Source organism: Exiguobacterium sp. KKBO11, from assembly GCF_001644945.1.
Classification (GTDB): Bacteria; Bacillota; Bacilli; order Exiguobacteriales; family Exiguobacteriaceae; genus Exiguobacterium_A; species Exiguobacterium_A abrahamii.
The window spans coordinates 308,953-330,669 of sequence record NZ_LUCU01000022.1; the positions used below are offsets into that span (position 1 = coordinate 308,953).

General features: G+C 47.9%; 22 protein-coding genes. 10 read left to right on the forward strand and 12 right to left on the reverse strand.

The annotated features are described in order from the left end of the window. Positions 1-225 precede the first annotated feature (225 nt). Positions 226-720 (forward strand): hypothetical protein, encoded by a 495-nt coding sequence (locus AYO36_RS08635; protein WP_064300186.1) that lies wholly within the window; start codon positions 226-228, stop codon positions 718-720. Between the two features lie 33 nt (positions 721-753). On the opposite strand, the gene AYO36_RS08640 is transcribed toward AYO36_RS08635, so the two are convergent. From AYO36_RS08640 to AYO36_RS08650, 3 genes are read right to left on the reverse strand one after another with little or no spacing between them, the layout of a single operon-like run. Further along, complete coding sequence (locus AYO36_RS08640; protein WP_064300187.1) at positions 754-1,323, reverse strand: hypothetical protein; 570 nt, start codon at positions 1,321-1,323, stop codon at positions 754-756. Between the two features lie 33 nt (positions 1,324-1,356). After that, positions 1,357-2,541, reverse strand: coding sequence for an RtcB family protein (locus AYO36_RS08645; RefSeq protein WP_064300188.1), 1,185 nt, complete (start codon positions 2,539-2,541; stop codon positions 1,357-1,359). A gap of 31 nt (positions 2,542-2,572) precedes the next feature. After that, positions 2,573-3,394, reverse strand: coding sequence for a LysR family transcriptional regulator (locus tag AYO36_RS08650; protein ID WP_064300189.1), 822 nt, complete (start codon positions 3,392-3,394; stop codon positions 2,573-2,575). Between the two features lie 107 nt (positions 3,395-3,501). Between AYO36_RS08650 and AYO36_RS08655 the strand changes: the two genes are divergently transcribed. Further along, a complete protein-coding gene (locus AYO36_RS08655; protein ID WP_064300190.1) occupies positions 3,502-4,740 on the forward strand; it encodes a purine/pyrimidine permease in 1,239 nt (412 codons plus the stop codon). A gap of 164 nt (positions 4,741-4,904) precedes the next feature. Here the strand turns inward: AYO36_RS08655 and AYO36_RS08660 are convergent, their stop codons facing one another. From AYO36_RS08660 to AYO36_RS08670, 3 genes are all read right to left on the reverse strand, one after another. After that, positions 4,905-5,993: an MBL fold metallo-hydrolase gene (locus AYO36_RS08660; protein ID WP_064300191.1), complete on the reverse strand. Its 1,089-nt coding sequence runs from the start codon at positions 5,991-5,993 to the stop codon at positions 4,905-4,907. Positions 5,994-6,115: 122 nt separating this feature from the next. Then, a complete protein-coding gene (locus AYO36_RS08665) occupies positions 6,116-6,583 on the reverse strand; it encodes a YflT domain-containing protein (RefSeq protein WP_064300192.1) in 468 nt (155 codons plus the stop codon). Between the two features lie 125 nt (positions 6,584-6,708). Beyond that, the gene (locus AYO36_RS08670) at positions 6,709-8,289 is read right to left on the reverse strand and encodes a peptide chain release factor 3 (RefSeq protein ID WP_050678329.1); all 1,581 of its coding nucleotides are present in this window, start codon (positions 8,287-8,289) and stop codon (positions 6,709-6,711) included. Positions 8,290-8,691: 402 nt separating this feature from the next. Here AYO36_RS08670 and AYO36_RS08675 point away from each other — a divergent pair, with 402 nt between their 5' ends. Continuing rightward, a complete protein-coding gene (locus AYO36_RS08675) occupies positions 8,692-9,936 on the forward strand; it encodes an MDR family MFS transporter (RefSeq protein WP_064300193.1) in 1,245 nt (414 codons plus the stop codon). Between the two features lie 58 nt (positions 9,937-9,994). Here AYO36_RS08675 and AYO36_RS08680 read toward each other — a convergent pair whose 3' ends face one another. Then, the gene (locus AYO36_RS08680) at positions 9,995-10,792 is read right to left on the reverse strand and encodes a hypothetical protein (RefSeq protein ID WP_064300194.1); all 798 of its coding nucleotides are present in this window, start codon (positions 10,790-10,792) and stop codon (positions 9,995-9,997) included. A 140-nt stretch (positions 10,793-10,932) separates the two neighbouring features. Here AYO36_RS08680 and AYO36_RS08685 point away from each other — a divergent pair, with 140 nt between their 5' ends. From AYO36_RS08685 to AYO36_RS08695, 3 genes are all read left to right on the forward strand, one after another. Then, entirely contained in the window at positions 10,933-11,373 is a 441-nt protein-coding gene (locus AYO36_RS08685) for an RrF2 family transcriptional regulator (protein WP_023467786.1), read from the forward strand. A gap of 92 nt (positions 11,374-11,465) precedes the next feature. Beyond that, positions 11,466-12,479 carry a hypothetical protein gene (locus AYO36_RS08690; protein WP_023467785.1) on the forward strand — a complete coding sequence of 338 codons (1,014 nt, stop codon included), beginning with the start codon at positions 11,466-11,468 and terminating at the stop codon, positions 12,477-12,479. A gap of 26 nt (positions 12,480-12,505) precedes the next feature. Next, positions 12,506-13,810: a VOC family protein gene (locus tag AYO36_RS08695; RefSeq protein ID WP_082874214.1), complete on the forward strand. Its 1,305-nt coding sequence runs from the start codon at positions 12,506-12,508 to the stop codon at positions 13,808-13,810. Positions 13,811-13,853: 43 nt separating this feature from the next. On the opposite strand, the gene AYO36_RS08700 is transcribed toward AYO36_RS08695, so the two are convergent. After that, positions 13,854-14,177, reverse strand: coding sequence for a hypothetical protein (locus tag AYO36_RS08700; protein WP_050678333.1), 324 nt, complete (start codon positions 14,175-14,177; stop codon positions 13,854-13,856). A gap of 91 nt (positions 14,178-14,268) precedes the next feature. Here AYO36_RS08700 and AYO36_RS08705 point away from each other — a divergent pair, with 91 nt between their 5' ends. Further along, a complete protein-coding gene (locus tag AYO36_RS08705) occupies positions 14,269-14,694 on the forward strand; it encodes a DUF2621 family protein (protein ID WP_029341260.1) in 426 nt (141 codons plus the stop codon). A 42-nt stretch (positions 14,695-14,736) separates the two neighbouring features. On the opposite strand, the gene AYO36_RS08710 is transcribed toward AYO36_RS08705, so the two are convergent. Then, positions 14,737-15,216, reverse strand: a complete 480-nt coding sequence (locus AYO36_RS08710; protein ID WP_029341259.1) for a CcdC family protein — start codon at positions 15,214-15,216, stop codon at positions 14,737-14,739. A gap of 16 nt (positions 15,217-15,232) precedes the next feature. Beyond that, positions 15,233-15,931 (reverse strand): cytochrome c biogenesis CcdA family protein, encoded by a 699-nt coding sequence (locus AYO36_RS08715; protein ID WP_064300421.1) that lies wholly within the window; start codon positions 15,929-15,931, stop codon positions 15,233-15,235. Positions 15,932-16,153: 222 nt separating this feature from the next. Between AYO36_RS08715 and AYO36_RS08720 the strand changes: the two genes are divergently transcribed. The 3 genes from AYO36_RS08720 to AYO36_RS08730 all read left to right on the forward strand — a co-directional run bounded on the left by AYO36_RS08720 (position 16,154) and on the right by AYO36_RS08730 (position 18,042). Then, positions 16,154-16,348, forward strand: a complete 195-nt coding sequence (locus tag AYO36_RS08720; RefSeq protein ID WP_029341257.1) for an aspartyl-phosphate phosphatase Spo0E family protein — start codon at positions 16,154-16,156, stop codon at positions 16,346-16,348. A gap of 195 nt (positions 16,349-16,543) precedes the next feature. Continuing rightward, on the forward strand, positions 16,544-16,840 hold the full coding sequence (locus AYO36_RS08725; RefSeq protein WP_064300195.1) for a hypothetical protein: 297 nt from the start codon (positions 16,544-16,546) through the stop codon (positions 16,838-16,840). A 305-nt stretch (positions 16,841-17,145) separates the two neighbouring features. Beyond that, positions 17,146-18,042 (forward strand): SH3 domain-containing protein, encoded by an 897-nt coding sequence (locus AYO36_RS08730; RefSeq protein ID WP_029341255.1) that lies wholly within the window; start codon positions 17,146-17,148, stop codon positions 18,040-18,042. A gap of 57 nt (positions 18,043-18,099) precedes the next feature. Here the strand turns inward: AYO36_RS08730 and AYO36_RS08735 are convergent, their stop codons facing one another. Next, complete coding sequence (locus tag AYO36_RS08735) at positions 18,100-19,863, reverse strand: ABC transporter ATP-binding protein (RefSeq protein WP_064300196.1); 1,764 nt, start codon at positions 19,861-19,863, stop codon at positions 18,100-18,102. Continuing rightward, positions 19,863-21,611, reverse strand: coding sequence for an ABC transporter transmembrane domain-containing protein (locus AYO36_RS08740; RefSeq protein ID WP_064300197.1), 1,749 nt, complete (start codon positions 21,609-21,611; stop codon positions 19,863-19,865). Before AYO36_RS08740 ends, AYO36_RS08735 begins: the two co-directional genes overlap by 1 nt. Positions 21,612-21,717 lie beyond the last annotated feature (106 nt).

The following is a 21,717-nucleotide window of genomic DNA, read 5'->3' on the forward strand; positions in this document are numbered from 1 at the left end:
AGCCCCTGATACCGCTTACTTGTACAGTTCTATCATAGTATAATATGGATTCCGTTACAATTTGAAAGAACAAAAGACTTTCGATAAGTTTTACTTATTGCCGATATTAGAAAATTATTCTGTTGTCCTGTTTTTCTCATATTTCCAGTCATGCGTTTCCATTTAGAATGTTCAGGGTACTTAAAAAGTGTAGTACGATATCCGATTCTTGTGGAGGCGTTTATTATGGCGAAATATAAAAGCGATGCAACGCACGTCATTACGACAATCATTTTCAGTGATTTAGAAAAAGCAAAAACAGGCTTTGCGATGATTAAGGATCTCGAAGCAATCAAGGAAATCGAGATGGATCAGATGGTTCTCGCAAAACGTGACGAAGCAGAGGGCTTCTCTTTCATCGATGCCATCGACTTCACGCAGCAGGACCAATCCTTCAAAGGCTCATTGATCGGCATGGCAATCGGTGTCGTCGGTGGTCCGTTCGGTATGCTCGTAGGCTCCGTTGCTGGTTACTTGATCGGTGCGAACCGGGATGAAAAGAACGAACGGGAATCGTTTGATTTATTCAACCGGACGCTGAATCAGATCAATCCCAACCATTACGGTGTCATCTTGATCAGTGAAGTCAACGAAGATTCCGAAGCCGTCAATGCGATCGCCGCTGAACTCGGAGCGACGATTCGCCGGACAGGTGAGACATTACCGGATGGTGCAGTCTAATCAAATCAGTGTTGTCTTCTTTACGTTCTCGTTTTAAACGGGAACGTTTTTTAATTCCTGGATTACCTGTTTTGCTGCTTCCTGTGTCGTGTCTGAATCGACTTTCTGTAAAGCATTTTGTTGCACGGTTATGAGGATATTTTTGTAGCTGATGATGAGGAGCTCGCCGTAATCACCGTTTGATTGATACTGAACCAAATCATTGCCTATGTATCGATCCGTATACGCAAAATGAATCGCTAACTGCGTATCTTGTTTTTGGTTTTCAAAATAAAGTGTCTCCTGGGTCGATGGCGTGTCAATCGTTCCGTCAACCGTTAACCATCGTCTCTTCCCAAAACTCAAGGATTGGTCGACAGCCGTGAAGTCTGCACCGATCGTACTTCCCTTCAAATGAAACTGATCCATCTTCAAGTGTTCATTCATATGCTTGAACAGCCTTTCATACTGAACTGGATTTAAGATGGGGTGTTTCGTCTGATTCGTATGCGTAGTAGTTTTGACTTCTACTTTTTTCTGTTCCGTCGTGAACGCCTCATCCGTGCATCCAGCGAATAAAAACACACTTGAAAACAGAATCAGCATAGTTCCCTTATAGTTCATAGAATATCCTCCTCCATTGTTGATACCCTTCCATCATTTCGCCTTAAAGTTGTATAGCGGTTTAATGATCTCGACGACATCGACCGTTTCTTTCGTATTACGGATGATTTCGTCCATCGGTTTGTAGACGAACGGCGACTCGTCACGCGTCGATGCGACGACTGAACTTGACCAGACATCGGTCATCGTCTTTTCGAACGCATCCAGTTCAACTGTTTTGAATGCTTTTGACCGCGACATGATGCGTCCTGCTCCGTGTGGCGCGGAATAGTTCCAATCGGGATTTCCTTTTCCTACGACGATCAAGGAACCATCACGCATGTTCATCGGAATGATTGCCCGCTCGCCGGCTTTTGCAGAGATGGCACCTTTTCGTAGAATCATCGCGTCAAGATCGATGTAGTTGTGAATCGTATCGAACTGATCCGCAGCCGTCCACCCCATCGCTTCAAAAATAACTTCGGTCATCGCCTGACGGTTCAGTGCCGCGTATCGTTGCGCAATCTTGAGATCATGCAGATAGCGCTCCATCGCTTCGCCGGAAACAGATGCTAAATCTTTGTTAAACGTAGACCGCTTTTCCTTCAATTGCTGTAAGGTGGCTTGAATCTCCGACTCGCGCCCCGCTTGCTTTAATTCCCCGATAACTTGATCCGCGTCAAATTGGAAGCGTGTCGTTTCCGCTTCTGCCTGATAATGTTCAGCGATCGTTTTCCCGAGATTTCGGCTTCCGGAATGAATCACAAGATAAAGCTCGCCTGCCGCGTCCTGATTCAGTTCGATGAAGTGATTTCCTCCACCGAGCGTACCAATCGATAATCGTGCCCGTGTCTCGTTGAACGGTGCGAGTACTTGATCAAATGGTACCTGTTCTGATAATGGATGGGCTTTTTGACGTACCGACATGCCACTTGGAACGAGACGCTGAATCGTCGCGTCAAGTTCCGCATAATCGATTGGTTCTTGTTCAGCAAGTCGTGTACATAACATGCCACAACCGATATCAACACCGACGAGGTTCGGTACGACCTCGTCCGTCACATGCATCGTCGTTCCGATGACAGATCCTTTTCCAGCATGGCAATCCGGCATGATCCGGACGCGACTGTCTGTCGCAAATTGTTCCTCTAACATAGCTGTGACTTGCTTAATCGTCAGGTCGTCGACGTTATCCGTGAAAATCTTCGCTTCCCCATACGTGCCTTGAATCGTTTTCATACGATCGTTCCTTTCTTTCCTATCCATTTAATTATTCTGCTGTTTCCTTCATGATTTCAATGAATTGTTTTGTCAGTGTCGTCGGTCCCGTCTCCGTCAACCAGACGAAGGCTGTCGTACTCGCGGCACCGGATAGGTATGTCTGGTGCAGTCCTGTCATATCCAGTTCCCGCAACGTACTCTCCGGCAAAACGGTCACCGCCTGTCCACTGCGGACGAGTCCAATCAGCGTCAAGACATCGGAACACGTCTCTTGCGATACGACGCCGAGCCTTTGACTTAACGTCTGAAAGACACCGAGTCCTTCCTGACTCGGAATGATGAGATCCGCAGTCGGATGATCGGGGTGCCAGACTTGATGAAACGGTTCTTCTTCCATCCATTCAATCGAAATCCCTTGCGCATCAATCGGCAGACGGACGAACGCTGCATCAAGCGACCGCTCTTTCAACCGTTCGATGAGCGCACTCGATTCTCCTTGGTGGACTTGTAAGATAATGCCAGGATGTCGTCGTTTCATCTGTTCAATCCATTCGACGAGCCGACTGGCTGATAATGTGTTGACACCAATGCGCAAGATTCCCGTTCGCCCGGCTTCGATGTCGCTCACTTCCATCCGTGTCTCCTGTTCAAACTGCAGCAAAGAAACCGCTCGTTCATATAAGCGGTTGCCGCTCGAGGTAATCCGGATCCCGCGTCCTGCCCGCTCGATCAGACGAACGCCTAGCTCTTCTTCCATCCGCCGGATTTGCTGCGTCAAGGCAGGTTGTGCCATCCGTAAGCGCTTCGCTGCTCGCGTGACGGATTGTTCCTCGACAACCGCACAAAAATAGCGGTACTGGCGTAAATCCATATTCATCATCTCTTTCATATGTTTTCATGTATAAAGATATATGAATCATAACATCAATCATATGCTATGATGCAGGAATATCTGAAGTTTAAGAAAGGAGCTTTTTCATGAAACAAACGACTTCTACCTTCCAGTGGATCGTCTTTTTACTCGCGAACACGATTGCTTTACCAATCGTCGTCGCCAGTCTGTTCGACCTCTCATCAGTTGAGACTGCTGCCCTTGTCCAACGGTCGTTCTTTGTAGGCGGGATTGCCTGTTTCCTACACGGAGCCTTCGGCCACCGGCTTCCGATCGTATCGGGACCTGCCGGATCATGGGTCAGCATCTTCGTCGTCATCGCCGCACTACCAGTCGATTCAAAAACGGCATTTACGATCGCGATGGCAGCCGTCGTCATTGCCGGCGTCGTTCTCATCATCCTCGGTTTGACAGGATGGACGAAATACTTATTACCCGTCTTCACACCGCTCGTCAGCGGAACGTTTTTGCTCTTATTATGTATTCAATTAACAGGCGTCATGCTCGGTGCCGTTCTTGCCGTCGAGGCAACACGTCTCGCAGGTATCATCACGTTCTTGCTCGTACTCGGACTCAGCCAATTCGGACCGAGTCGCTTACGCCCGTTTGCCTTGATGATCGGAATCATCGTCGGTTGGCTCGTCAGCCGTCCGTCGCTTCCTGCGTCGTCTAGTTTGTTCGCACCACCACAAGCGTTACCGTTCGGATGGCCGCAGTTTGACGGCAGTGCATTCCTTGTCGCGATTCCGTTCGCGATCTTGCTTGTCGTCAATTTGATTGCCGCTTTAAGCGCCGTCGAAGCGACGCTTCAAAAACAAGGACGTCTGCACCAAGGGTTATCCATCGAAGGCTTCATTCATTTACTCGCTGCTACATTCTCGACGCTGGTGCCGGTGCCGTTACCGATCACGAGCGGGTTCATCGCGCAAACGGGAAGCCGAAAACGTCGCCCGTTCTTGATTGCCTCACTCGTCATCGCGTTGATCGGTTTCTTCCCAAGTTTGATCGGGATCATCGCGACATTACCGCGTAGCGTTGCGAGTGCCGCGTTGCTTGCGACATTGCCGCACATGTTCCTGATTGCCTGGCAGTCTGCTGAAAGTAACATGGAGAATAGCCGTCGCCGCCATGCGTTTGCGATCAGTGCTGTCATCGGCATCAGTATCTTGTTGCAATCAACCGTCATCGCGGAAGTCCTGCCTTTGACGCTTCGTCCGTTCCTCAGTAACGGATTACTCGTCGGAACGATGCTTGTGCTCGGTTTCGAAATCATCGAAAAAGTGCGTTCTCGTCGCGCAAAACAAGCGGATCGATTGGCGAGCTAAATTGTATTGTACGACCGGACGATGTCATCATCCTCGCTTTCCTGTAAGAGTCAAGGATGAACATCTCGTCTGTTTATTCACCTAAAAAAGTAGCCTTTTCGATGTGATTCGAAAAGGCTACTTTTTTCTCATTTCATTCGATTAAAATCAAAAAGCTATTTTACTCAACGCACTTCCCGCCACCATTTTCGTGTCGTGCTCTCGGGTGTCACACTTTCCCCGATCATCGGTGTCAGAACCGGAATCTCATCGCGTTTCGCTTCCTTGAGCAACCGTTCGACCGGTTCGAACCAGGCATGAAACGCGAGGATGAAGGCAGACCAGTGAATCGGCATCAGGACACGACCTTTTACATCTCGATGAGCTTGAACTGTTTGTTCCGGTAACATATGCGAATTGGACCACCGGACATCATACTGCCCACATTCCATCATCGTCAGGTCAAACGGACCATATTGTTCGCCGATTGCTTTAAAGTGTGGACCATATCCACTATCGCCACTAAAGAAGACCTTTTGCGAGCCTTCGATGACCCATGACGCCCATAGCGTTGAAAATTGATCAAGACCATTTCGCCCTGAATAATGGCGCGACGGAGCCGCTGTCAGTTTGATGCCACCGACTTGTGTCGATTCATGCCAGTCGAGTTCCGTGATTCGCTCAGCTGAGACGCCCCATCCACGGAGACGACTCCCGACACCGAGCGGCACGATGAAGCGACCGACTCGATTTTTCAAGGCGAGGACGGATGGATAATCCAGATGATCATAATGATCATGCGAATAGACGACGACATCAATCAACGGTAAACGTTCGAGATCAACCGTCTGCGTCGTTTGAAAACGTCCTCCCCCCAGTTTCGGGAACGGTGATGGTGCGCGTCCGAGCATCGGGTCAAAGAAAATCGTTTGTCCATCGAGTTCGAGTAAAAATGCCGAATGTCCGAACCATGTGACACGTGGTGTTTCACTATCGTCTTGACGTCGCTGATACGGAAGCGTCGGTAACGCTTTGACAGGACGCAGATTTGGAATGTTTCGTCCGTAATCCTTTAAGATGCTTTTCATCGAGTCCCATTCCATCTTCAACTGGAAATCCATCTCATTTTTGAACTTCCCGTCGACAAAACGATCTGATCGCTCGAAACTTCGTCGCTCCGCACGGCTTGGTCGTTTCCCGAACACCGGGTATCGGTTGATGAACCAAGCACTCGTAAGACCGATTCCTGCTAAAGCTGTCACTATTTTTTTCATGTCATATCACCTCTTCGATGCTCTCAGTATAGCACCTCGATTCCCCACACATCTCGCTTTGCGACTCCGGACGCGAGAAAAAAAGTGAAGATCACCGATATCGGCGCCTTCACTTCTAGGTATTAGTCGATATCGTCCGCTTTCCACTTCGCCCGGTCGCTCTTCTCACCGTCCCCGCGGTGATTGGATTCATAAGCGTTATTCCCTGGATTTTCGACCTTGTTATCATCGTGCCGATGGTCATGATCATGATCGTGGTCATGGTGATGATCGTGCTCATGGTCGTGGTCATGATTGAGATCTCGATCCTTGACGAACAATGCAAGACCGCCTCGCTCGACTTCCGCGTAATGCCGTTCTGCCTCATCATCCGAATGTCCGACACGTTTTAACGTCTCGCGGAGCGGTGGTTCCTTAGAGAACTTCGATTTGACTTGATCAATCCAACTTGCACCCGATGCTTCGTCTGCCGCGTCATCTCGACCGACGACGGAAAAATCTGAATCGTGATGCCCCTGTTGTTTCAATTCCTCGATTTTTCGTTCCAGACTCGATTGATCCTGATAGATCCCAACAAACCGTTTCGCCATCACATGACACCTTCCTTTTTCATATGAATTCAAACACGCTCTATTTTTACCCTTGTTCGCTTAGCATCAAACGAGATTTCAGGAACGAAAAAACGGACCACTTCGAAAAGTAGTCCGTGAAAAACTTAGAGTTGTTGCGGTGAATCGACCAACGTGATCGTTCCTTCGTTTTTCTGAACGAATCGCTCGTAGACGAAATCATTCGCAAATAACAGAACAGCATTCTCCCAACGGTCGTAGACGAGAACCGTCCGTGAATCCGTCAATTGTTTGACGGCAGCGACTTCAGCCGGCTTGATCCATTTCGCGACTTGGAAGTTCGCTGCGTCCTTCAAGATGTCAACGCCATACTCGCCTTTGAGCCGGTGCTCGAAGACTTCGAATTGGAGTTGTCCGATGGCTCCGAGGATGATTTCGTTGTATTCCGTCTTGTAGACCTGGATCGCTCCTTCTTGCGCGAGCTGTTCGACACCTTTTTGGAACTGTTTCGACTTCAAGGCGTTTTTCGTATAGACCTTCAAGAAAAGTTCTGGTGCGAACGTTGGCAGTGCTTCATATTGCAATGATGGATCACCGTTCGTGATCGTATCACCGATTTGATAGTTACCTGAATCGTATAATCCGATGACATCTCCCGCGAACGCTTCGTTGACCGTTTCACGCTCATCCGCCATGAATTGGGTCGATTGCGATAGCTTCATCTTCTTGCCTGTCCGTGTCAAGACGACGTCCATCCCACGATCAAACTTACCCGTACAAATACGGACGAAAGCAATCCGGTCGCGGTGGTTCGGGTTCATGTTCGCTTGAATCTTGAAGACGAAACCACTGAAGAATTCTTGAGCAGGTTCGACCTTCCCTTTGTTCGACTCACGTGGTGTCGGTGAAGGAGACAGGTTCAAGTAATGCTCGAGGAGCGGTGTGACACCGAAATCAACGAGTGCTGATCCGAAGAAAACTGGAGTCAATTCCCCTTTAGCAATCAATTCTTCATTGTACTCGTTACCTGCACCGTCGAGTAAGTCGACTTCGTCCATTAACGTCTCGTACATTTCCGAGTTGATTGTCGTCGCGAGTTCTTCGTTCGCGAGACCTTCCTCACCGAGTTCGATCGACTTACGATCGTTCTTGAAACAATGGAATTGTCCTTTGACACGGTCGTAAACCCCTTCGAACTGTTGACCTGAACCAGCTGGCCACGTCACAGCAACAGACGGAATACCGAGGACTTCTTCGAGTTCTTCCATCAATTCGAGTGGGTCACGCGCTTGACGGTCCATCTTATTGATGAACGTAAAGATTGGAATACCGCGCATCCGACAAACTTGGAAGAGTTTCTTCGTTTGCGACTCGATCCCTTTCGCTGCATCGATGACCATGATTGCTGAGTCAACAGCTGTCAGGATCCGGTACGTATCTTCACCGAAGTCCGAGTGACCTGGTGTATCCATGATCGAGACGATCTTTTTGTCGTATTCGAATTGCATGACCGAAGACGTAACGGAGATTCCGCGTTGTTTTTCGATTTCCATCCAGTCTGATTTCGCAAATTTCGAGTTTTTCCGTGCTTTGACAGAACCTGCCTCACGGATTGCCCCTCCGTGCAGGAGGAATTTTTCAGTTAATGTCGTCTTACCCGCATCCGGGTGGGAAATGATGCCGAAAATCCGACGTTTTTCGACTTCCGTTTGTAGAATGTTTGTCATGTATGGTAGTTCCTTTCACCGATATATTCAAAAGTCCGATCAATCTTTTTCGCAACTAGTCTATCATACCGAATTTTCAAGGTCTCGTCCATTTCACTTCATTGACTCAATTTTCAGATTTAAAGTTGACAATTCATCACGATCTTCTTTACGATGACTAGGAAGTTCACTATTACAGAAGGAGGAGACGTACAATGGTATTCCATCAAGCCCGGACATCTGTCCACACTGTCTTTGTATCGGCTACAACTGTACGTCACCCAATCGTTTAATTTTTAATTAAGCAGGGTGTGCGTATGCGTATACGTACATGCTGCCCTCTTATATTAGGACGGGTATGCCCATATTTGTGCGTATCCGTCTTTTCTATTGTCTAAAAACGGAATATAAGGGGTTTTCACTATGCTTAACGCACTTAAACAGCTTGATCGCAACATCTGGATCCGGTTCGTTGGGGAAACGATCACGGGGATCATGATGTTCATGATTGCACCATTTTTAGTTCTTTATTATGCGGATCGACTCGATTCCTACTTCTTGGTCGGTGTCATCATGGCGACCGGACCGATCATGTCGCTCGTCGGTGCCGTTCTCGGAGGTCATTTCGCTGATAAATTCGGTCGAAAACCACTGATGGTCCTCTCTATCATCGGGGACGTCATCGCACTAATCGGTTTTTCGTTCGCTGATTCATTCGGACCACTTCTCGCTTTGAACGCGCTGCTCGGTTTATCGAGTTCACTGTTCCATCCGGCGGCAAGCGCGATGGTCGCTGACGTCACACCACCAGAACGCCTGAACGAATCGTTCGGCCTGCTGCGGATGGGACATAACGTCGGGGCCGCATTCGGTCCACTTCTCGGAAGTGCGGTCCTATTCGTCGACCGTTCACTCATCTTCTACTCTGCCGCTTTCGTCTTTTTCCTGTACGGACTCGTTCTCTACTTCTTCATCGAAGAGACAAAACCGGAGTATATCGAAAAGACGGACGAAGTCAAAGTATCACCGCTCACTGTATTGCGGAAGGATCATGTCTTTTTAATCTTCATCGGGGCGGGTGTCTTCATCTCGATGGGATTTGCCCTCGTCGAGAGTATGTTACCGGTCTTCTTGAAGGAAGCACTACCGGGATTACCGACGAAACAAAATCCGTTCCCTTATCTGATGGCTCTGAACGGAATCATGGTTGTCTTGTTCCAGTTCCCGATCGCTGCTCGCTTGTCTGGCAAAGCATTCGGAAAAGTCATGTTGCTCGGGGCCTCGATTTTCGGAATCGGCATGATTTTCCTCGCATTCGTCCCGTCTTACCTGTTCTCACTCGGAACGAGTTATGTCGTGCTCGTGACGGTATTGCTTGCGATTTATGCGTTCTATACGCTCGGTGAGATGATCATGTCTCCTGTGCAGATGACGTTCATCGCTTTGATCGCCCCGGAACACCTCCGCGGAACGTACAACGGTGCTGCGAGTCTCCAGTGGTTGATTGGCGGCGTCACCGCACCGCTTCTCGGATCGTTATTCCTTGATACCGGAAAAGGTGACTTTGCGCTCGGATTCGTCGGACTGCTCTGCTGTGTATCAGGTGGGGTCTATCTCGCACTAGACCGATCGATTCAACGCGCGAAACGCTTAACGAAATCCGCCTAAAAAAAAGCGATGTGTCATGCTCCGACTTCAGTCAGAGCGTTACACATCGCTTTTCTCGTTAAGAGGGTAATTGATTTGCCGCTACGAACGGACCGAACAGGACCGGCAAAGGATCAAGTCGTTGCTGGATTTCTTCAATGAAATTCGTCGATCCACTGACGAAGACAATCGGATCATTTGCCGTGATCATCGTCAAGAATTCGTGCATCTGTTGTTCCCATCCTTCTTGACGAATGTGGTGAACGACCATCCCTTTCGTCGTCAAGGATAGGACATTCGCTAACATTCGTTCTGCCAGTTCCTCAGCTGAGACATGTAACAAGGTCGTTTTTCGACCACTCAGGAGCGCATGCCGGGCTTCGTCGATGACGGCTCCGAGATGATGTTCTTCTGCGATCAACAAAATATCTTGTTGACGCCAATTTTCAGCATGACGGTATTTACAAAAATGGCGGCACGTATCGACGAGTTGATGGTGAACAATTGCCCATGCTTGAAGTAAAGGTGCATCTTCTTTAAGGTCATATTCGATTTGAATAGCTTGAAGAATTTCACGACTGATGATGTCCGGGTACGTCAGCAGAAACGATTTCGTCTGATCGATTTCATTCAGCAAAATCAATTTAAACAGTTCACTCGATTCGTGCTGGTTGGTAATCTGGTTCAGTAATTGACTCAGGCGTAAAATCCGTAATGCGCGAGTTCCGTCCTGAGCTCCTGCTTCTCGAAGCGCGCGCAATTCTTCTTCGTACGTCGCCTCGAGCGAGTCATAGAAGCGCGTCGCGATCCGCAATCCCTTTTGCTCCATCGATGGACCGAGCTGTTGCAAAAGGTGTAATGCCTGATCGAAATGCATAATTTAACCTACCTTTCACCGTCCATTATGCGTGAATCCACTCTCAAAAACAATCTCTAAAATGCATCTTATTTTTTGCACATTGAAAGTTGTAAATGCTTGCGTCCCCCCCTAGTATGTGTGTTAAGTAGGTGATGAAAATGCGCATGACACGTTATACGGATTACGCGATTCGGTCCCTGCTGTTCGCAGCAGCTCATCCCGATCGTTTAGTCCGAATCCAGGAAGTAGCGGATTGTTACGACATTTCTAAGAATCATTTGATGAAAGTAGTCTATCGTTTAGGACAGAGTGGTCTGATTGAATCTGTCCGTGGTCGTGGAGGTGGTTTTCGATTAGCGAGCCCTCCGGATGCAATTCATATCGGTGACGTCGTACAACTGTTTGAACCAACCGTTCATTTTCTCGATCCGCAAGAAGGCATTCACGAGATTCCTTCGCTCAATCCAGCACGTGATGCTTTCGATGATGCCATTGCGGCGTTCCATCAAGTACTCAATGGTTACACAGTACATGATTTGCTACATCCGACAGCTGAAACTCATCCACAAATACTTGAAATGATTCCGAACCGCGATTGAGCGGGTTCGGAATCTTTTTTTATTCCGTCCTCGCTCAATTGCGATTTCTCAAAACGCTCGTGGTATACTTATATAAGAAAGGAGGGGTACAGATGAACCCTCAAGAAGAACTCCATCTCTTATATCTTCGCTTAAAGGAAGAAGAACCCTCCGTTGCACGCGGTGAGGCCTTATGGGCCATCTTTGAGGAAACAGCTGATGATTCACTCCGCTTCCTCTCCTTATGGACATTTTCACAAAATCAATTTGATTTAGGACACTTCCGATCGTTTCTCGTGTCCTTCACGCTCTTGATGGAATGGATCCGAAAAGATGAGATGACACTGACTCCCAAACAAGAACTTGATTTGTACTGGAACTACAAGTCCTACTTGATTTATATGGCAGAACAAGAAGACGTGACGGTCTCGCTTCTCGAAGAAGATCTCGATCGCTTCATCGATTTCTGTGACGCGCATGGCTTTATTCGGACACGTGACTATATCAGCTTCATGGTCTACAGCAAACTCGGTGACGAGGAACAAGCCGATCATTATCTATCGGAATGGGTTGACGCGCCAAGTGACGAACTTAGTGATTGCCCATCCTGTGAAGCATTTAGCCGGATGACGTATGCGATTGAACGTGGCTTCGAAGATCGTGCCTTGCTACTTTATGCAGCACTTCGGCATGAACGCGGTTGTTCACGGATGCCGGATCAGGCACATCCATATATCCTACCGTTGTTCCTTAGTCGCAAAAAAGAACGCTTTGACTGGAGTGAACGCTTGATCGAAGAAGTTAAGCGTGGCGAAACCTTGTTCACAGGTGGCGACGAGCCGTACCACCTATATGCGAAGATGTATTACGATACGAACTATACCTGGTCGATGGAAGAGAAAAAACAATTGATTCCATTCTTAACCGATCGTGGATATCTCCAGTTCCTACTCGCTCACTATGCGTTCGCCCATCGTCAATCTCTTGGTGAGGAAGCGTCGTATCTCGCAGCGCTTCGGACGAATCTATACGAGATCGCACAATCTCTCGATCGCCGGATTGAAGGTGTCTTCTACTTGAACCTCGTCGAACGTGAACTGAAACGGATCACCCAGTTCGTTGCCTGAATCTAATTCGTAAAGGAAGTGTCTTCATGTTAGATCATGTCCAGCTCGCTATGCCAAAAAACGAAGAAGATCGCGCCCGTGCATTTTATGCCGGGCTTTTACATATGAAGGAAGTCGAAAAACCGACTGGTGTTCAAGCCAGTGGTGGTGTCTGGTTCGAAAAACATGGTGCAGCACTTCATCTCGGCATCGAGGATCCCTTCTCCCCTGCTAAAAAAGCGCATCCTGGTTTAACCGTCGCTGCGTTCGAAGCGTTGAGCGATTCTCTTCAAGCTGCCGGTTATCCGGTTGAGCATGACACACGCCTTGCGCCACGTCGTCGTTTCTTCACAGCCGATCCATTCGGTAACCGTTTAGAGATCATCGCTGCCCACCTGCCGACGTTAACGCCAAAGAAGTTGGTAGATGGTTCTCATGTCCGCTTAATCGCACCCGCTTCTAGTCTCTCAACGGTCGAGATGAAGATCATCGATGGTGCGATCCAAACGCTCGAATCGCTCGGATTACGTGTCTCGATCAGTCAACATGCGCGTGCCGTCAATCCATTCGGTTCCAGTGATCCTGAGTTACGGGTTGCTGATCTTCATGCCGCGTTCGCTGATCCGAACGTTGATGCGATCCTGTGCGTTCGCGGTGGGTTCAGTACGAATGAACTTGTCGACTTACTCGACTACGAATTGATTCGGACACATCCGAAGATCCTTTGTGGCTTCTCCGATATCACAGCACTCAGTCATGCCATTCTAACGAATACCGGATTAATCACTTACTCCGGACCGATGTTACGGGCTTTCCATGACCGTGACGCCTATACGATCGATTACTTCAAGCAAGTGTTGTTTGGAACAGAACCCGTTACAATCAAGCCTTCGGTCCATTGGCGCGATACCGATCGCGGACACGTCATCACGTTACCAAACAAAGGTCCACTTCTCTTATCACCGGGTCAAGCAGGCGGTCGACTGCTCGGTGGGAATCTTTGTACGTTGAATCTCCTGCAAGGCACACCGCACTTCCCTGATTTACGGGATACGATTTTATTTCTTGAAGACGATTACGAAGTCCATCCAGCGACATTCGCTCGTGATTTCGCCTCTTTGATGGCGCAACCGGGTGCCGAAACGATTCGCGGGATCGTCTTCGGACGCTTCCAACTCACAACAAAGATGACGGAAGAGCATCTGCGGTATCTGATTTCGCTCTATCCATTCCTAGAGCACGTACCAGTTCTTGCGAATGTCGATTTTGGACATACGAGTCCTCTGTTCACGTTCCCGATCGGTGGACAGGTTGAATTGCATGACGAGGTCATCCGACTATATATTTCTTGAATATCAAAAGAAGGAGACGCGGCAATCCGCATCTCCTTCTTTTTTAATAGTCGAGCAATCTCGAAGCGTCGATTTGACGTTTCGACCCATCCGCGAACATCTCGAGTGTTGCGAAAATCTGGTCATTTGCCCATTCATAGTGAAGTAACGTGAAGTCTTCGAGTGTCGAGACCGTTTTAAACGTTTTCCCGACCGTAAACGCACGCTTCCGGCTCGCATCTTCTGCCGGAACAGTGACGAAGATGACTGTGATCTCCTCACCCTTCGTATCATAATAGAATTCAACGATCCGACCGTCCGCTGTTTCAGGTAAAATACCTTTACGGGGCTGTCCGGTCTCGTCCAATTGTACGTATGGTTGCAGCATTCTTTCGCCTCACTTTCTCCGTCATTCATCATAGCACGTCCACCTGATTTATGCTAATCTATATTTGATGTGAAAGGGGGATGAGTCGCGCATGGAATGGTTCATGAACGGGATTCTGCTCTGGGGCTTTATCATGATTACACTCATGGCGATTGGCGGGTTTTTCATGTTCCGGAAGTTCCTCAAAAAGTTACCGAAAGAAGACGGTAAATCGATGATGGACTGGGAAGATGAGTACATCGACCAAACACGACATCTTTGGACGGATGAGACGATGGAATTGTTGAACGCTCTCGTCATGCCGGTTCCATCGGCATTTCGTGATGTCGCACGCCGCAAGATTGCCGGGCGGATCGGACAGTTCGCACTGGAGGAACAAGCGACAGAGATGACATCTGAACTGGTCGTCAAAGGATATATTTCCGCTACGCCAAAACGCGATCATAAATTCTTGAAAAAAGCACTGACGGAGCACGCCATCGACTGGCGAGACTACGCATTATACTTCCAAAATTGAAGGATGCACGAAAAACCGCCGAAGTCGCCTTCAGCGGTTTTTTTAGTGAGGTAAGTGCGCGACCGGCACGGTGCCCGACTTGACTCGTTTGTATTTCAAATACATCGCGAAGCGCCAAGGGACGATCATTCCAAAAGCGACGAGATAAAAAATGCCGCCCGTTTCGAAAATGTCAATCTGCCCGCCGATGAAGAACTTCGCAACCGTCCGAATGAATAAGATACCGAATAAGACGATGAAAAAAGCTTTCGAACGTTGCAAATAAATCTGCCCTTCTGCTTCATAAAAATTGGATGTCTTGATCAAAAAGATGCTGAAGATGGCTCCAATGAGCAATGCTTCTGCCACTTCCGTCCATGTCAGACGGGATGCTGGGTATAAAAACTGTAGCATCCCCGTCGACATCGCAAAGGGCGGGATCAAGATTTTTTTAGCATTCGTCGGTTTTGCTGATGCCTTCACACGAATGAAGCTGATCAGCAATCCCATGACGAGCGCTACCCCAGTTGATATCCAAATCATCCGATCACTTCCTTGATTAAAATCCAGTGAATCCGACGATGTCACTCATCCATGCTGCGAATTTACTCAAGCCATCAAAATACAGCATGACTCCGAACACCATCATCAAGGCTCCCCCGAATTTCGTTAATTTCAGACTATACTGCACGAACAAGCGCGAACGACCGACGAAGAACGCCATCAATAAGAACGGAATCGAGAAGCCAAGGACATACGCGAGCATGTAGAACATGCCTTGACTCGGATTGGTCGCAGCTAATCCGATGACTCCTGCGAGAATCGGACCTGTACACGGTGTCCAACCGGCTGCAAAACCGATTCCGACGAGTACCGTCCCGACGTATCCCCCTTTTCGTTCCCCGAGATTCAGTTTCTTTTCACGCATCAAGAATGTTGGTTGCCATAATCCGACGAGAACAATCCCAAATACGAAGATGACGAGTGCCCCAATCATCCGTAACGTATCGCGATATGTGATAAAGACATCTGCGAATAACGATGTCGATAACCCGAGCACAACGAATACCATCGCAAAACCAACGAGGAACGCTAACGTATGAAACAAGGATCGCTTTTCTCGTACGCCTCGTTCTTTTAAATCCGTTACCGACACGCCTGTGATGTATGAGAGAAACACAGGATACAGTGGTAGCGTACACGGAGAGACGAAAGATAATAATCCTGCTCCAAACGCTAACCATAACGAGAGCTCCATCATGAGCATCCCCTTTCCTTTACTACTATAGAAGAAGTTCCTCCTCTATTTTGCCAAACTCCTCTGCATTTAGCACCTATTATCTCACAGAAAGTTGCAAAAGATTCGTGTCCGCCAAAATTACAAAAAAATTACATTTCGTCGATTTTACTGAAATCTCGTTGCACCTAGTAAATGGACTTGCTAGAATATGGATACGACACCAATGTAAGGGAGACTGCTATGACGACACAACAACTATTGACGTTAGCGATCGAAGCCAAACGTAGCGAACTATATCATCAAGCTGACCAGTCCAGCTTCACCTCCCCGCGTGTTCTACAACTTAGTCATGAACTCGACGTCTTGCTTTTAGAATATTCACGCATCGTCCAAAACTATACCATTCACGGTTCGAATGAACCGCTCTTATCTTAATGCACGATCTGGTCAGCATTCGAGTGCGAATGCTGACTTTTTTGTGACTTCTTATTTCTGATGGAGGTGCTTTATGTCCGCTCTTACATTCATTGCTAGTTCTCGTCCTCTCTATATGCCTGACGATCTCCCCCAATTATACGTACATGAAGTCGAAGCGATTGAATACGTGTCATTAAGCGAGGAAGATTCACGATGCCTTACCTGTACACGATCGAAGGTGCTGATCAGTGGGAGTTCATGATTTACTTACAGCGTTATATGGAAGAAGGAGATGTCCTCGAGTTGCTTTATATTGAAAATCAAAATGACAGCATGCATGACCATCTACCATCCGCCCCCTTACTAGAGCCGATTGAAATCAATATTCGACAGCGAACGTACCAAACGATTCACGGCACGTTTCAGCTTTATGCTAACGATTGGATGCAGGAATTGTACCATCGTTCTTACCTGACAGCGTTCGGCGTGACGACGATCGTCAAGTATTGATCTGCGTATCCTCCATTTCACTTTTTCATCACTAGACGATAGAAGGATGACATAGTTTCTATTTTTAAGACTTTTTTCTGTTGAATTGTGCGAATCTTTCAGCAAAAAGTAATCCAAAAGACCTATAAACATCCGTTTTTCATAATTAGTATGTCCTATCGATGACAAAAACCGACCTTTTGCAATCTCGTTGTCACAATAGCCCGGTTTGTAACTCGAATGACATTGACCTGTAAACGCACAGGTCAGTTTTGCCGTGTAAAGTAGGAACAGTAAACACAGCATATGTCAGGAGGACATCAATAATGAAAAAAGCAGTTTTCGCTGCCGGTCTTGCAGCAACAGCTCTATCAGTAGGATTTGCCCAAGAGACAGAGGCTGCCTCAGAAACGGTAACAGTAAATACACCAGTACTCAACGTACGCACAGCACCTACAACTGCATCAGCAGACGTAGGCAATGTATATAAAGGTCAAACATTAAATGTCGAAGGACGTTCTGGCGCATGGATCCAAACACACATTAACGGTCAAAAACGTTATGTTCATGGCGCGTATACGTCTGCAGCAGGCTCATTCGACTTTAAAAAAGCGACAGTTACTACGGCAGTACTAAACGTCCGCACACAACCAACGACAAGCTCGAAAGATGTCGGTAACCTCTACAAAGGCGAAAAAGTCAACGTAGAAGGTAAAGTCGGTGCATGGATCAAAACAACAATCGATGGTAAAACACGCTACGTACACAGCGACTACACTTCACTCGCTGGCGTATCGAAAGCACCAGCAGCACAAGCACAACCAGCTGCTAAACCAGCTGCGAAGCCAGCACCAAAAGCAGCTGCTAAACCAGCAACTGCAACAAAACAATCGACACCTGCAAAATCAGGTACGAAAGTGACAATGAACGTCACTGCTTACACGAACGACCCGTCTAACAACGGTAGCCAACTCTACAACGGTCGTGCGTTGACAGCAAGCGGTTATGACGTTACAAATACGATCACGTACAATGGTATGCGTATCGTAGCAGCTTCTTCACAATACCCAATCGGTACACGTATGCACATCGAAGGCATTGGTGAAGCAATCGTACTCGACCGTGGTGGCGCAATCCAAGGTAACAAACTTGACCTTCTCGTTGGTTCACAACAAGAAGCACTTAACTGGGGACGCCAAAACGTCACAGTCACAGTCTACTAATCAGAACAAACAACCTGCCGGGCGAGGCCGCCTGGCAGGCTTTTTTTATGTCTTTTTTTAAGAGACCGTGACATGACCGGATTGCAACTGATACATCTTCTTATACAGACCATCTTGTGCGATTAATTCTTGGTGATTTCCTTGCTCGATTACTTCCCCTTGATGCAACACAAGAATCAAATCTGCATCTTGAATCGTCGATAGACGGTGGGCAATGGCAATCGTCGTCCGCCCTTGACGCATCCGTTCAAGTGCGACTTGCACTTTCTCCTCTGTCTCCGTATCAATCGAACTTGTCGCTTCATCGAGGATCAGGATTTTGGGATCTCGCGCCATCGTGCGTGCGAAGGAGATCAACTGACGTTCCCCAGCTGAGAACGTCGCCCCCCGTTCCGCAACGGGACTGTCATATTGCTGGTCGAGTTGATTGATGAATCCGTCCGCTTGTACGAATTTAGCAGCCGCTTCGACACGATCAAAGGAAATCGAACTGTCGAATAATCGAATGTTGTCAGCGACCGTTCCCGTGAACAAGAATGAATCCTGCAACACGAGTCCGACATGCTGTCGTAGTTCTTCTTCCGATAACTGCTCAAGCGGTTGACCATCAATCAAAATCTGACCCGATTGGTACGCGTAAAAGCGCATCAAGATATTGATGATTGAACTTTTCCCACTTCCCGTATGACCAACGAGCGCAATCGTCTGCCCCTTTTTCGCCTCGAACGAAATCCCTTTCAAGACATCTTTCTCTCCGTCATAACTAAAGCGCACGTCTTCAAAGACGATATGTCCTTCCGATACTCGTGCATCCCCTTCGAGTTGTTTCGTTGGTTCCGGCTCATCCGTATCGAGGACCTTGAATACACGGTCTGCTGAGACGACAGCTTGTTGGAACTCGGACAACCGTTGCATGATTTGCTGAACCGGTTGGAAGATCCGCTCCATGTAGCTGATGAAGGCATAGACGACACCGACTTGGACCGTTTGTGAGAACGATAGGACACCGAAATACGTCACGAGTGTCGCAATTGAAATGGCGAGTAACAATTCAATGATTGGTCGCAGTAACCAACTATCGAGCTTCAAGTTCTTATAACGTCCATTCTGGTGAGCGACGTTCGTCTCCTCGAACTCTGCCATCAAGCGTTTTTCTTGGCGGAATTGTTGAATGATCGCCATGCCGTTGATGGATTCGTTCAGTTGGGCGTTGATTTTCGATAGTAAATCGCGGACTTCCGCGTAATACTTCGTCGAATACTTCCGGTAAATCCAAATGATGAAATAAAACAGCGGTAACAATAGTAACGCGATCGTCGCGAGTCGCGGCTCTAGTAGATAGAGGAAGATATATGTTCCAATCAACTGGACGCCGCTTTGCACGAATGTCGACAAGACACCGATGTAGAGCTCCTTGATCGCTTCCGTATCGTTCGTGATCCGGGACACGAGCACTCCGGCAGGCGTCCGGTCAAAATAAGCTAGCCGTAAGTGCATGACATGCCGGAACACATCAATGCGTAAGCGTTGAATGACTTGCAAGGCAATCTTTTGGAATTCGAACGCTTGCAAGTAATCGACGATGATCCCTGTCGTATGCAGTAACAAGTACGCTGTAAATAAGAGTGCGACTTCCTGTACTGGGTACGTACCCGGTGCGACGTATTCATCAATGAAAATCTTGACGAGATATGGTCCACCGAGTTTTGCCGCTGTCGTAATGAATAGCAGGATGAAGGCGATGCTGACTTGCTTTTTGAACGGTTTGACGAAATCAAGCAATCGCTTCAGGACGGCTTTTTCATTGATATCATGATTCATTAGGAACGCCCTCCTTGTTCGACAAGTGATTCTAGTTGCTGGCGATCGTACGTCTCTTTATACCAACCGTCATGAGCGAGTAATTGCTCATGTGTGCCCCGTTCGATGATCCGACCGTCTTCAAGGACGATGATCTCATCGGTATGCGACACAGCCGATAACCGGTGGGCGACGATGATTTGTGCCTGATCGTGATCCGCCGTGCGGAAGTGGTGGATGATCGCTTCCTCGGTTTTGGCATCGACCGCAGACAAGGCATCATCGAGCACTAAAATCGGACAGTCTGCTAATAATGCCCGGGCAATCGAGATCCGTTGTTTTTGACCACCGGATAACGTCACCCCACGCTCCCCGACCATCGTCGCGTACCCTTCCTTAAAGCCGAGAATGTCCTCATGGACTGCTGCAATACGCGCTGCTTCCATGATGTCTTCCATTGATGCATCCGGTTTTGCAAAGGCAATATTGTCAGCAATCGACGCGGAGAATAAGAAATGATCCTGTGGAACGATCGCCACTTGACGACGGACGGTGTCACGCGTCAATTGTTTGATGTCTCGTCCACCAATCGTGATGGCGCCTTGTTTGACGTCGTATTCGCGAGACAATAAGCGAACGAACGTCGATTTCCCAGCACCTGTCTTCCCGACGATTCCGAGCGATTTACCGGGCTTCAACGTCACATCGATGTCTTGTAAGACCGGTTGCGTATCATAGATGAAACGCTCAATCCCAACGTGGAGTTCCGGTGATGAAACACGCGTCGCTGCTTCCTTCGCATCTTTAATTTCCGGTTCGATCGCAAGCATTCGCTCGATCCGATCGTAGGAAGCACGACCACGTTCGACAATGTTGAACAACCAACCGAAGGCAAGCATTGGCCATGTCAATAAACCAAGATATGTAGTGAATGAGACGATGTCACCAATTCGGATTTCACCTTGTTGTAACAGATACGCACCATATCCGACAGCGATGATGTACGATAGACCGACTAATCCAAAAATCGTCGGATCAAATAATGCATCGATTTTTGCGACACGACGGTTCTTTTGGACGACGTCATCCGATAGATCCGTAAACGTCTGCACGTCAGATTCCACTTCCCCTGTTGCTTTTAAGACGCGGACACCACTAATACTTTCCGCGACCTTGTCATTCAAATCGGAGAATGCTTCCTGCGCGTCATGAAAACGCGAATGTAACATTTTCCCGTAGCGTGACGTCAAGTAGACCATCAGCGGCATCGGTAGAAGTGATACGAGCGTCAATTTCCAACTGATCGTCGTGACCATCGTGATGATGACGAAGCTCCCCATCGTCACCGAGTCGACGAGCGTGAGAATACCGGCACCTGCTGTCATCGATACCGCCTGTACGTCGTTCGTCGCATGCGCCATCAAGTCCCCGCTCCGATATTTCTTATAGAACGATTGATCCAAATCTGAAAAATGTCCATACAGTTGGCTGCGCAATAATCGACCGAGACGAATCGATGCCCCAAAGATATAAAAGCGCCAAAAATAACGAATGATATATGTCGCGACCCCGATGAGCAACAACGTACCTGCGAGACGAATCAAATCATCTTTCGTCAAGCTTCCCTCACTCAGACCGTTGACCGTCGTCCCGATGATTTTTGGCGGAATCAACTCTAACGCCGCTACAAAAATCAAACTGACGACCCCAAGACTATATGCTTTCCATTCTCGTCGGAAAAACCAACCGAGTTTCCTGAAGACTCCCATTCAAGTCTCCCCCCTTTTTTAAATCCTATGATTATTTGAAATAGTCTCACATTTTAGATTAGTTCTCTTTCTAAAAAATAGCAAATAAAAAGGAGACCATTTGGTC

Excerpts from the sequence above, each read along its gene's own strand:
- AYO36_RS08635 (WP_064300186.1), top strand. The coding sequence starts at position 226 with ATGGCGAAATATAAAAGCGATGCAACGCACGTCATTACGACAATCATT.
- AYO36_RS08640 (WP_064300187.1), bottom strand. The coding sequence starts at position 1,323 with ATGAACTATAAGGGAACTATGCTGATTCTGTTTTCAAGTGTGTTTTTA.
- AYO36_RS08645 (WP_064300188.1), bottom strand. The coding sequence starts at position 2,541 with ATGAAAACGATTCAAGGCACGTATGGGGAAGCGAAGATTTTCACGGAT.
- AYO36_RS08650 (WP_064300189.1), bottom strand. The coding sequence starts at position 3,394 with ATGGATTTACGCCAGTACCGCTATTTTTGTGCGGTTGTCGAGGAACAA.
- AYO36_RS08655 (WP_064300190.1), top strand. The coding sequence starts at position 3,502 with ATGAAACAAACGACTTCTACCTTCCAGTGGATCGTCTTTTTACTCGCG.
- AYO36_RS08660 (WP_064300191.1), bottom strand. The coding sequence starts at position 5,993 with ATGAAAAAAATAGTGACAGCTTTAGCAGGAATCGGTCTTACGAGTGCT.
- AYO36_RS08665 (WP_064300192.1), bottom strand. The coding sequence starts at position 6,583 with ATGGCGAAACGGTTTGTTGGGATCTATCAGGATCAATCGAGTCTGGAA.
- AYO36_RS08670 (WP_050678329.1), bottom strand. The coding sequence starts at position 8,289 with ATGACAAACATTCTACAAACGGAAGTCGAAAAACGTCGGATTTTCGGC.
- AYO36_RS08675 (WP_064300193.1), top strand. The coding sequence starts at position 8,692 with ATGCTTAACGCACTTAAACAGCTTGATCGCAACATCTGGATCCGGTTC.
- AYO36_RS08680 (WP_064300194.1), bottom strand. The coding sequence starts at position 10,792 with ATGCATTTCGATCAGGCATTACACCTTTTGCAACAGCTCGGTCCATCG.
- AYO36_RS08685 (WP_023467786.1), top strand. The coding sequence starts at position 10,933 with ATGCGCATGACACGTTATACGGATTACGCGATTCGGTCCCTGCTGTTC.
- AYO36_RS08690 (WP_023467785.1), top strand. The coding sequence starts at position 11,466 with ATGAACCCTCAAGAAGAACTCCATCTCTTATATCTTCGCTTAAAGGAA.
- AYO36_RS08695 (WP_082874214.1), top strand. The coding sequence starts at position 12,506 with ATGTTAGATCATGTCCAGCTCGCTATGCCAAAAAACGAAGAAGATCGC.
- AYO36_RS08700 (WP_050678333.1), bottom strand. The coding sequence starts at position 14,177 with ATGCTGCAACCATACGTACAATTGGACGAGACCGGACAGCCCCGTAAA.
- AYO36_RS08705 (WP_029341260.1), top strand. The coding sequence starts at position 14,269 with ATGGAATGGTTCATGAACGGGATTCTGCTCTGGGGCTTTATCATGATT.
- AYO36_RS08710 (WP_029341259.1), bottom strand. The coding sequence starts at position 15,216 with ATGATTTGGATATCAACTGGGGTAGCGCTCGTCATGGGATTGCTGATC.
- AYO36_RS08715 (WP_064300421.1), bottom strand. The coding sequence starts at position 15,931 with ATGGAGCTCTCGTTATGGTTAGCGTTTGGAGCAGGATTATTATCTTTC.
- AYO36_RS08720 (WP_029341257.1), top strand. The coding sequence starts at position 16,154 with ATGACGACACAACAACTATTGACGTTAGCGATCGAAGCCAAACGTAGC.
- AYO36_RS08725 (WP_064300195.1), top strand. The coding sequence starts at position 16,544 with ATGCCTTACCTGTACACGATCGAAGGTGCTGATCAGTGGGAGTTCATG.
- AYO36_RS08730 (WP_029341255.1), top strand. The coding sequence starts at position 17,146 with ATGAAAAAAGCAGTTTTCGCTGCCGGTCTTGCAGCAACAGCTCTATCA.
- AYO36_RS08735 (WP_064300196.1), bottom strand. The coding sequence starts at position 19,863 with ATGAATCATGATATCAATGAAAAAGCCGTCCTGAAGCGATTGCTTGAT.
- AYO36_RS08740 (WP_064300197.1), bottom strand. The coding sequence starts at position 21,611 with ATGGGAGTCTTCAGGAAACTCGGTTGGTTTTTCCGACGAGAATGGAAA.